Source organism: Bartonella sp. CL70QHWL, assembly GCF_042194855.1.
GTDB lineage: Bacteria > Pseudomonadota > Alphaproteobacteria > Rhizobiales > Rhizobiaceae > Bartonella.
The window spans coordinates 1-10,211 of the sequence record NZ_JBHINJ010000027.1 but is presented as its reverse complement, the minus strand read 5'-3'; the positions used below and the strand labels follow the sequence as shown (position 1 = coordinate 10,211).

General features: G+C 37.2%; 6 protein-coding genes and 3 pseudogenes. 1 reads left to right on the top strand and 8 read right to left on the bottom strand.

Going from position 1 to position 10,211, the window contains the following annotated elements:
- Positions 1-647 (bottom strand): ABC transporter substrate-binding protein (locus ACFIJZ_RS08735; RefSeq protein ID WP_375631721.1); only part of this gene is annotated, 647 nt, incomplete at its 3' end.
- A 1,206-nt stretch (positions 648-1,853) separates the two neighbouring features.
- Here ACFIJZ_RS08735 and ACFIJZ_RS08730 point away from each other — a divergent pair.
- Positions 1,854-2,033: pseudogene (locus tag ACFIJZ_RS08730) on the top strand (integrase); the annotation flags it as partial.
- A gap of 245 nt (positions 2,034-2,278) precedes the next feature.
- On the opposite strand, the gene ACFIJZ_RS08725 reads toward ACFIJZ_RS08730, so the two are convergent.
- The 7 genes and pseudogenes from ACFIJZ_RS08725 to ACFIJZ_RS08700 all read right to left on the bottom strand — a co-directional run.
- Positions 2,279-2,908: a DNA-3-methyladenine glycosylase I gene (locus ACFIJZ_RS08725; RefSeq protein ID WP_375631719.1), complete on the bottom strand. Its 630-nt coding sequence runs from the start codon at positions 2,906-2,908 to the stop codon at positions 2,279-2,281.
- Positions 2,886-4,316 carry an exodeoxyribonuclease VII large subunit gene (xseA, locus tag ACFIJZ_RS08720; protein ID WP_375631717.1) on the bottom strand — a complete coding sequence of 477 codons (1,431 nt, stop codon included), beginning with the start codon at positions 4,314-4,316 and terminating at the stop codon, positions 2,886-2,888. The genes ACFIJZ_RS08725 and xseA overlap by 23 nt, the downstream gene beginning before the upstream one ends.
- Positions 4,317-4,330: 14 nt before the next feature.
- Positions 4,331-4,503, bottom strand: a pseudogene (locus tag ACFIJZ_RS10205) (ABC transporter substrate-binding protein); the annotation flags it as partial.
- 212 nt (positions 4,504-4,715) lie between these two features.
- Positions 4,716-6,347, bottom strand: a complete 1,632-nt coding sequence (locus ACFIJZ_RS08715; protein ID WP_375631715.1) for an ABC transporter substrate-binding protein — start codon at positions 6,345-6,347, stop codon at positions 4,716-4,718.
- A 901-nt stretch (positions 6,348-7,248) separates the two neighbouring features.
- Positions 7,249-8,880 (bottom strand): ABC transporter substrate-binding protein, encoded by a 1,632-nt coding sequence (locus ACFIJZ_RS08710; RefSeq protein WP_375631715.1) that lies wholly within the window; start codon positions 8,878-8,880, stop codon positions 7,249-7,251.
- A 376-nt stretch (positions 8,881-9,256) separates the two neighbouring features.
- A complete protein-coding gene (locus ACFIJZ_RS08705) occupies positions 9,257-9,406 on the bottom strand; it encodes a hypothetical protein (protein WP_273790725.1) in 150 nt (49 codons plus the stop codon).
- 414 nt (positions 9,407-9,820) lie between these two features.
- Positions 9,821-10,211, bottom strand: a pseudogene (locus tag ACFIJZ_RS08700) (ABC transporter substrate-binding protein); the annotation flags it as partial.

Here is a 10,211-nt window from a genome sequence, read left to right as displayed (position 1 = left end):
TAAGGACCAACACAAGCAGCATGACTCTTCAAATACTGATTTCCCAAATCACCATCTTTTTCGTGTTTCATAATCGTCTTACGATCAAGCAAAGCTGTTGCACGACTCGCAACAATATTATTAAGAATAAGCTCTGCTGGATAAGGCTTATCAAATTTCATCACAACTGTTTTCTTATCGGGAGCTTGCAAAGCATCATCAACATTTTGTTCTGTAATTCCATATTCATTAAAAATTGCCGCATTACCCATCTTCAATTTGACAATCCGCTTCATACCCCAAACAAGATCATTGGCATTGGCTGATCTGCCATCATTAAACTTCAAACCATCACGCAAATGAAAAGTAATCACCGTACTGTGATCATCACCTGAAACATCCCAATGCGTTGCTAAAGCAGGAACTATTTTAGCAGGATCATCTGTCGCAGTACTCACCAAGTTATCACAAATATTGTAAATAATTTCACTTGCATAAACATCATTGCTTTGGGCGGGATCAAACGTACTGATTGCATCAAGATTCCAAGCCATCACAAGGGTATTAGCCGGTGTTTTTGCTGAAACCTGTTGTCCAACTACCCCCAAAGCCATAAGAGCAGCAACAAGAGAGCTGCTACTTTTCAATATTGTTTTCTTCAAGTTCATAAACTTTTCCCTTTATTTATTTTTTATCAATTAATGACGCTGAAATAATATAGCAAATTTATAATTATAACATTGAATAAATACGTTCTAATCGCTTATATTTTTAATCACCTACACAGAGTCATCTACTTGATAAATTCATTGACTTACGTCTCAATAAACCATAGCGAACATACAATATATGTTTTGCTAACTAGTATTACATTCTTTTCATAACCTTTCTTTGCATATGATAATGCACTATATCAGTTCCCTATTAATCATCAATAAGCCTTATCGCCCCAAAAAATAGTGAGCTTTAAAAAATCATTACGCAAAAATTTATGAATTCATTATTCTATTCCTTTAGGCGATATTTAAAATAAAATATGCAAACTTTAAAAATAGTCATCCCCCTCAAACACTCAGTTTCAAAATGCGGCGCATCTTTACTACATGACAAAAACGGCACTGGAACAGCAGAAAGACATAAGAAAATATCTTTTCTAAAACGCTACCCCCCACAAAAAGCTGCTTAATTTTTTGAAAAATAAGTGTCAAAAGTTTTACGTTTTTACCAACAAAACCAAACGCGTTAACAAAGATAAAAGAAAAATGAGAAGAATCATTCCTTCCACGCTTTATCTTTTGAGAAATAAAGCTTACAATAAAAGAATACACACTAAAATGCATTCCCCCATTGATAAAAACAAAATTCATTAGACGCTTCCCCCCTAAAGACATAACGAATATAAACCCTTCTAAACTTTAGTGTGCATCATCGCTTTGCCACTATAAAAATAGAGCATAAAACAACATACAGCAACAGAACTCTCGTTTCCAGCGGAAACATACAGAGATTCAACGAAGCAATGTAGTGGATACAAGCCTGCATGAGCTTAATCATCTTCCAAAAAATTGGAGCGCACACGCGGCAAGATCACTCTACTAATAGAGGAAAGCTATCAGATAATAAAACCCAACACAAGCAGCTTGAGTCATTTAACTTCAATTTTTCATCGCTGTATTTTATTTTTATTACCTAGGTAAGCATTGAGCAATCGACCTACATATAAATAAACCGACAGTCATACAAGCAAAGAAAAACAATGCAACAACAGCACCCCATCTAAAAACCACTTTGCATTCGTCAATAAGCATGAATAAAATATTCATTAATTATAACGGTCATGTCATTAACAGAAATAAAAAAAACTCTTCTCAACCATTACAAATGCCAAAGACTGTTGCACAACATTGAGAGCTAGTAAAGTGTATGATGGTGCTGATTTGCTCCTTCATAAGCGTAAAGATGGAGGTGCTCAATGGATTTACCGTTGTACCATTCACAGGCGCCACCGCGAAATGGGTTTTGGTGTACTAAATGTTTCTTTAAAACATACAAGATATTACCATTATCTCACTTCAGATACATAACAGTTAAGGTATCACTCCTTTTGGCGTCTGTTTTTTCATCCTCAAAATTATACCTTTATCGTTTTTAGTGCCAACAACAGTAGAAAATCATTAATATTGTATAGTTTGTATATTTCAATTATCTTATACAGTGAAATTGTATAATCTATACATTTATTAAATAATTCAATTATTATCCTATTGATCATTACTCTTACAAAAGACAGTTTGCCAATTTATCGACAAAAACATCCTTCAAGATGATCATTAACAATCCCTACGGACTGCATAAAAGCATAACAAATTGTGGGACCAACGAATGTCCAGCCACGTTTCTTCAAGTCTTGAGAAAGACGAAGAGAAGCAGGTGTCATAGGGTTAGCCAACAGTGTTTGAAAATCTATTTTTTCATAACGCTCTGATGGTGGTGGCTGAAAAGACCAAAAATAGTGGGACAAACTTCCCCACTCTGTTATAATTTCTTGTGCTCTCAATGCGTTATTAAGCACTGATTGAATTTTTCCTTGATGGCGAACAATGTCTTTATTCTGCATTAACATTTGCACCTTTAGCTCATCATAATGAGCAATCTTTTCAAAGTCAAAGTGATCAAATGCAATGCGAAAAAAAAAGCGTTTTTTTAAAATTGTAAACCAAGAAAGTCCCGCTTGGAAACCTTCAAGACAAATTTTCTCAAACAAACGAATATCCTCAAAAATAGGCTTTCCCCATTCGGTATCATGATAAGCACAATAAAGTGGATCCGTTCCAGCCCATGCGCAACGAACTTTTCCATCCACTCCCTTAAGAAGACCTTCCGCAAGCATGGCATTAACCCCCGTATTAAAAGAGCATTCCTTGATCATCGCTAGGCGACTTTATTTGCTTGTGTTTTGAACGTTTAGCGGAAATAGGCTCTTGTGTTGCAACACTGATATCTCCATCAAAAAAACGTAAATTTATGTGCCCCGTTTCAGGAAACTGAGCCAAGCGTTTAATGGGCTTATTCTCTTTCCCCAAAGCCAAAACAAAACCGCGCTCCAAAATATTCTGATATGAAGTGCTTTTTAAAAGCCTAGATACTACCTCTAACCCAGCACGTTGTTTTTCCACACTACGCACAAAAGCACGCTGAAGACGTGCCGTATATTCCTTTGTATTGCGTTGTGCTTTTTCACTATTTAACAAACGCGGTGAAAGACGCACACCAAGTGCATGAAAAGAAAAACGTTTTTTATCGTAGCTCACACAAAGAGCACGCTGCAATCGACTTGAAGTTTCATCCAAACCACGCCGTGGTAGAGCAAAAAGTTGATCGGCAGTCGGAAGAGCTCGTAGAGTAGCTCGCAATTTTTGTCGATAAAAATCCAAATAACGCGCTAGTCCCTTGCGCAAACGTGCAGCAAGCGATGCCACCAGCACCTCAAGATCAAGCTTAACAGGAACAGCCCGTTCTGCTGCGGCGGTGGGAGTTGGAGCACGCCAATCAGCCACATAATCAATCAAGGTCCAGTCCGTTTCATGCCCAACAGCAGAAATAACAGGAAGAGAAGATTCATAAACAGCACGAACAACAGCTTCGTCATTAAACCCCCACAAATCTTCTAAACTTCCCCCTCCCCGTGCAACAATAATAAGATCAGGCTTAGGAATAACTCCTCCTAAAGGCAACGCATTAAAACCTTCAACAGCAACAGCCACTTCTTTCCCACTTGTTTCCCCCTGAACACGTACAGGCCAAACCAAAATATGCAACGGAAAACGATCGGATATACGGTGAATAATATCACGAATAACAGCACCTGTTGGTGATGTTACAACGCCTATAGTTCGAGGCATATAAGGCAAAGTTTTTTTCTTAGCTTCATCAAACAAGCCTTCTTCTAAAAACTTTTTCTTACGATTTTCAAGGAGTGTCATCAAAGCACCAATCCCTGTTGGTTCAAGAGCCTCAATGACAATTTGATATTTCGATGATCCTGGATACGTCGTAAGTTTACCAACAGCAATCACTTCCATCCCTTCTTCAGGAGGAAATTTGAGCTTTTCCATCATTCCACGCCAAATAACAGCTTCCAACCGTGCCTTATCATCTTTTAAAGCAAAATAAGCATGTCCCGAAGCATGAGTACCACGGTAACCTGATATCTCCCCACGTACCCGTACATAACCAAACTTTTCTTCAACAACACGCTTTAGGGCCCCTGCTATTTCGGAAACAGTGAATTCTGCCACATTTGTTACACCTGTTTTTTCACTAAACAAACTTACCATTTTTCAATTCTTTACGCCCGTTTCTGTGAATCTTTTTGAAACAACACATCTTTAAACTTTTGATTTATAGCTTCATCAAAATACCCATAACACCGGCTAGAGTAGTTTATATTTTTAATTTCAAATCGATTATCAGGGTTGTAAAAAAACTTGAAGCCGTTTTATGGGGATATCTAGAGTCATTATTTCATTCGAAAATTGTATCAATAGAAGTTTAAATATTCAATCTTAACATTCACACAAACACATCTTTTATAAGAATTCCTGAAATAAAATTCTCTACACAACATAGAAATCCATTCCAGATAAAATTCAACGTATTGCAAAGTGTTAAAGAGCTTTGCAATACATCAAATATATCATGATCATGTTTTTTATATTTTATAAACCTGATCCTTCTTATTTTTCAATTGCACTATAAAAAATACGTGGTGCACTATTCCAAACCCATTTTTTAACATCAGGTGTCATCGCTATCGTGTGATACGTCTGATAGATAAAAGCATAAGGTCCTTTCTGCATAAATTCACGTTGCAAATCAGCATACATTTGCGCCCGTTTTTTTGGATCTTTTTGAAACAACGCATCTTGAACCTTTTGATTCATAGTTTCATCCAAATACCCATGGCACCAACTCGCATAGCCTGTATTTTTAGCCTCAAACCGATTATCAGGATTGTAAATAAGACGTGAAGCCATTGTATGGGGATCCGCAGAATCATTATTCCATCCGAAAAAAATCGTATCAAAAGTACGTGCAGATAGTTTTGAAAATAACTGCGTGCCTACGAAACGTTCAATTTTAAAACGCACCCCCACCTTTTTTGCATTGTCTTGGAGAGACTGAGCAATAGGCAAAGCAAAAGGATAAGGAGAGGCACCAGCAAAAATACTGGCCTCAAAACCATCCGGATAACCTGCCTCTGTTAAAAGTTGCTTTGCTTTTGGGAGATCAAGTTTAAAGGGTTGCCCTTCTTTTTCATCCAAAGCCCCAAGATTACCAAGAGGAATAAAACTTGCACGTGGAATACCAACATCTTTGAGAAGAGTCTTACCGAGTCCTTCATAGTCAATAAGATAGCGCATCGCTAAACGTACTTTTTCATTGGCAAAAATTGGATTTGTCACATTGAACCCCCATATGATCACGGATGGCTCTAACACTCTTTCAACTTTAATATCCGTTGTTGCTTGGAGATCTGCCAAATCCTCTGGCATCAGATTACGTGCAACATCGATATCGTGTTTTTGCAACAATAAACGTTGTGTTCCAGGTTCCGCAACATGGCGAATTAAAATCTTCTTCAATTTAGGCTCCTCCCCCCAATAATTGGAGCTTGCACGCAACAAAATCCCTTCTCCAGGACGCCAACTCTCTAGCTGATAAGGACCAACACAAGCAGAATGACTTGCCAAATACCGGTTTCCCATATCACCATTTTTTTCGTGTTTCATGAGTGTCTCACGATCAAGCAAAGCAAGAGTACGACTAGTGGCAAAATGGCTAAGAATAAGCTCTGCTGGATAAGGTTTATCAAATTTCATCACCACCGTTTTGTCATCCGGTGCTTGAAAAGCCTCATCAACGTTTTGTTCTGTAATCCCATATTCATTAAATGTCGCCGCAGTAGCCATCTTCAATTGAACAACCCGCTTCATGCTCCAAATCAGATCATTGGCATTCGCAGGACGACCATCGTTGAACTTCAAACCATCACGCAAATGAAAAGTAATCACAGTACTCTGATCATCACTTGAAACATCCCAACTCTTTGCTAACGAAGGAACCATTTTAGCAGCATCATCTGTAGCAGAAACGACTAAATTATCACAAACATTGACAAGAACTTCATTACCATAACGATCATTGATTTGTGCGGGATCAAATGTACTTATTGTATCAAGATTCCAAGCCATCACAAGCGTATCAGCAGGTGTTTTCGCTGAAACTTGTTGCACAAACATCCCCATTGCAAGAACAGCAGAAACAAAAGAACTGCCCTTTTTCAATATTTTTCTTTTCACGTTCATAGAATTTTCCTTTTAAGGTTTAAGGTTATTGTATAACTTCCCCATGTGACAACATGCAAAAATGATAAGATCATGCTTAGAAAACACGCCTCCTAGAGGTAAAACATCAAAACTTCCAAGAGCAGCAACCACTTTTCAAAAGCACATCCCCCGAACACGTATAGGACAAATGAACATATGCAACGCAAAACGATCTGATTAAAATAAAGCTATCACGCACGATAGCACGCGACATCACGGCACTTACAATTCAGAGCATATCAGGCCAAAATTCTTCTTTGCTTCATCAAAAAGATTTCTTCTTCAAGTTTCTTCTTGCTATTTTCTAAAAAGTATCATCAAAGCGCTACTCTAATTGCTTCAAAAACCTCAAGACAATTTAATATTTTGATGATTCTGAATAAATTTTTTAGTAACCACTTTCACCCTTTTTCAGAAGAAAATTCGAACTTTATTATAACTCCGTATCAAATAACAGCTTCGAACCTATAGATTATCATATTTTAAGTCATAAGGAGTGTACTGAGGTATAAGAAGAGTAGCGTGATGTTTCCCCACGTATCTGCATAAAATAGTTTTTTCACTAAAACATTTTAAAGTCCCCCATTTTTTCAGAAACACTAAATTTTGCTTTATTCGTTACACCTGTCTTTTGCAACAAACAAATTTATTACTTTTTTATACACATAAATTGAAATATAAAATATTAATATCTATACACGTAGAATTTATCGAGATAAATAACCTTTCTTCCCAATAGAATGTTTTGAAATAAAATTCTCTACACAACATAGAAATCCATTCCCGATAAAATTCAACGTATTGCAAAGTGTTAAAGAGCTTTGCAATACATCAAATATATCATGATCATGTTTTTTATATTTTATAAACCTGATCCTTCTTATTTTTCAATTGCACTATAAAAAATACGTGGTGCACTATTCCAAACCCATTTTTTAACATCAGGTGTCATCGCTATCGTGTGATACGTCTGATAGATAAAAGCATAAGGTCCTTTCTGCATAAATTCACGTTGCAAATCAGCATACATTTGCGCCCGTTTTTTTGGATCTTTTTGAAACAACGCATCTTGAACCTTTTGATTCATAGTTTCATCCAAATACCCATGGCACCAACTCGCATAGCCTGTATTTTTAGCCTCAAACCGATTATCAGGATTGTAAATAAGACGTGAAGCCATTGTATGGGGATCCGCAGAATCATTATTCCATCCGAAAAAAATCGTATCAAAAGTACGTGCAGATAGTTTTGAAAATAACTGCGTGCCTACGAAACGTTCAATTTTAAAACGCACCCCCACCTTTTTTGCATTGTCTTGGAGAGACTGAGCAATAGGCAAAGCAAAAGGATAAGGAGAGGCACCAGCAAAAATACTGGCCTCAAAACCATCCGGATAACCTGCCTCTGTTAAAAGTTGCTTTGCTTTTGGGAGATCAAGTTTAAAGGGTTGCCCTTCTTTTTCATCCAAAGCCCCAAGATTACCAAGAGGAATAAAACTTGCACGTGGAATACCAACATCTTTGAGAAGAGTCTTACCGAGTCCTTCATAGTCAATAAGATAGCGCATCGCTAAACGTACTTTTTCATTGGCAAAAATTGGATTTGTCACATTGAACCCCCATATGATCACGGATGGCTCTAACACTCTTTCAACTTTAATATCCGTTGTTGCTTGGAGATCTGCCAAATCCTCTGGCATCAGATTACGTGCAACATCGATATCGTGTTTTTGCAACAATAAACGTTGTGTTCCAGGTTCCGCAACATGGCGAATTAAAATCTTCTTCAATTTAGGCTCCTCCCCCCAATAATTGGAGCTTGCACGCAACAAAATCCCTTCTCCAGGACGCCAACTCTCTAGCTGATAAGGACCAACACAAGCAGAATGACTTGCCAAATACCGGTTTCCCATATCACCATTTTTTTCGTGTTTCATGAGTGTCTCACGATCAAGCAAAGCAAGAGTACGACTAGTGGCAAAATGGCTAAGAATAAGCTCTGCTGGATAAGGTTTATCAAATTTCATCACCACCGTTTTGTCATCCGGTGCTTGAAAAGCCTCATCAACGTTTTGTTCTGTAATCCCATATTCATTAAATGTCGCCGCAGTAGCCATCTTCAATTGAACAACCCGCTTCATGCTCCAAATCAGATCATTGGCATTCGCAGGACGACCATCGTTGAACTTCAAACCATCACGCAAATGAAAAGTAATCACAGTACTCTGATCATCACTTGAAACATCCCAACTCTTTGCTAACGAAGGAACCATTTTAGCAGCATCATCTGTAGCAGAAACGACTAAATTATCACAAACATTGACAAGAACTTCATTACCATAACGATCATTGATTTGTGCGGGATCAAATGTACTTATTGTATCAAGATTCCAAGCCATCACAAGCGTATCAGCAGGTGTTTTCGCTGAAACTTGTTGCACAAACATCCCCATTGCAAGAACAGCAGAAACAAAAGAACTGCCCTTTTTCAATATTTTTCTTTTCACGTTCATAGAACCTTTCACGTTCATAGAATTTTCCTTTTAACGTTTATTGTATAAATTCCCCATGCAGCAAAACGTGCTTAATAATTAAGTTTAGACGAACGATAGGCTCTTAAAGATCAAACTTTAAAACCTTCACGAACAAGCACCTCTTGTCAATGACTCCTCCTGTCTACACTTATAAGCCAAACTAAAACATACAAAGGAAAACACTCTGATATACAATGAACGCTCACCAACAACAGAGCTTATTCACGATATCATAACGCCTACTATTGAAGACTATAAAACCTGTATTTTTTCTATCTTGTTAAGCAAGCTTGTCTCGTATTTCTTCCGGCGTGTTCTATACCATCAAAGCACTACCCCTTTTGGCTCAAGTACCTTAATAACAAAGAGCCTTCATAATAATTTGACGATTTGATAAAACAGGAAAATTTGTCAGTTTGCCAAGTGCAACGACTTTTATTCCTTCTTCAAAAGAAAATTTAATTTTTTCATCACTCCCCGTAAAATAACACCCTCCAAATGACATCTCATCATCTTTCAAAGCAAAAGAAAATATGAACACTATAAAAAACTGATATCCCTTGTGTACCCACCCATAACAAAACTTTCCTTCAACACAGCAAAACCTTTGCACCTTTAGCACCACTAAATTCCGCGATATTTGTTACACTTAGTTTCTTTATGTTATACTCAGTTTTTTAACAAATAAATTGACCACTTTCTAATTCAGAGAAATTGAAATATCGATCTTAACATCCACTTAAATACACCTCTAATGAGAATGAAAAATATCTTTAAACGAATGTCTTGAAAAGACATTCAACAATATATCACGCATTACCTATGATCTTCGACGCATTGCAAAACTTGAAAGTTTATACAATACGCCGAATATATCATGACGATGCCCTTTATCTATTGAACAGCATTGAAGACACTCTTATTTTTCAATTTTACTATAAAAAATATGTGGCGCACTATTCCAAACCCACTTTTTGACATCAGGCGTCATCGCAATAACAGTATATTTCTGATAGATAAACGCATAAGGTCCTTTTTGCATAAGTTCACGTTGTAAATCAGCATATATTTGTGCCCGTTTTTGCGGATCTTTTTGAAACAACGCCTCTTCAACTTTTTTATTCATTTTGGCATCAAAATACCCATGCTGCCAACTAGGATAGGCTGTATTTTTTGCCTCAAGCCGATTATCTGGATTATAAACAAGACGTGAAGCCATTGTATGAGGATCCGCAGAATCATTATTCCATCCGATAAAAGCCGTATCAAAAGCCCGTGCATTCACTTTTGAAAACAACTGTGTACCTGCT

Coding starts and splice junctions, on each gene's coding strand:
- ACFIJZ_RS08725 (WP_375631719.1), bottom strand. CDS start 2,908: ATGATCAAGGAATGCTCTTTTAATACGGGGGTTAATGCCATGCTTGCG.
- xseA (WP_375631717.1), bottom strand. CDS start 4,316: ATGGTAAGTTTGTTTAGTGAAAAAACAGGTGTAACAAATGTGGCAGAA.
- ACFIJZ_RS08715 (WP_375631715.1), bottom strand. CDS start 6,347: ATGAACGTGAAAAGAAAAATATTGAAAAAGGGCAGTTCTTTTGTTTCT.
- ACFIJZ_RS08710 (WP_375631715.1), bottom strand. CDS start 8,880: ATGAACGTGAAAAGAAAAATATTGAAAAAGGGCAGTTCTTTTGTTTCT.
- ACFIJZ_RS08705 (WP_273790725.1), bottom strand. CDS start 9,406: ATGTCATTTGGAGGGTGTTATTTTACGGGGAGTGATGAAAAAATTAAA.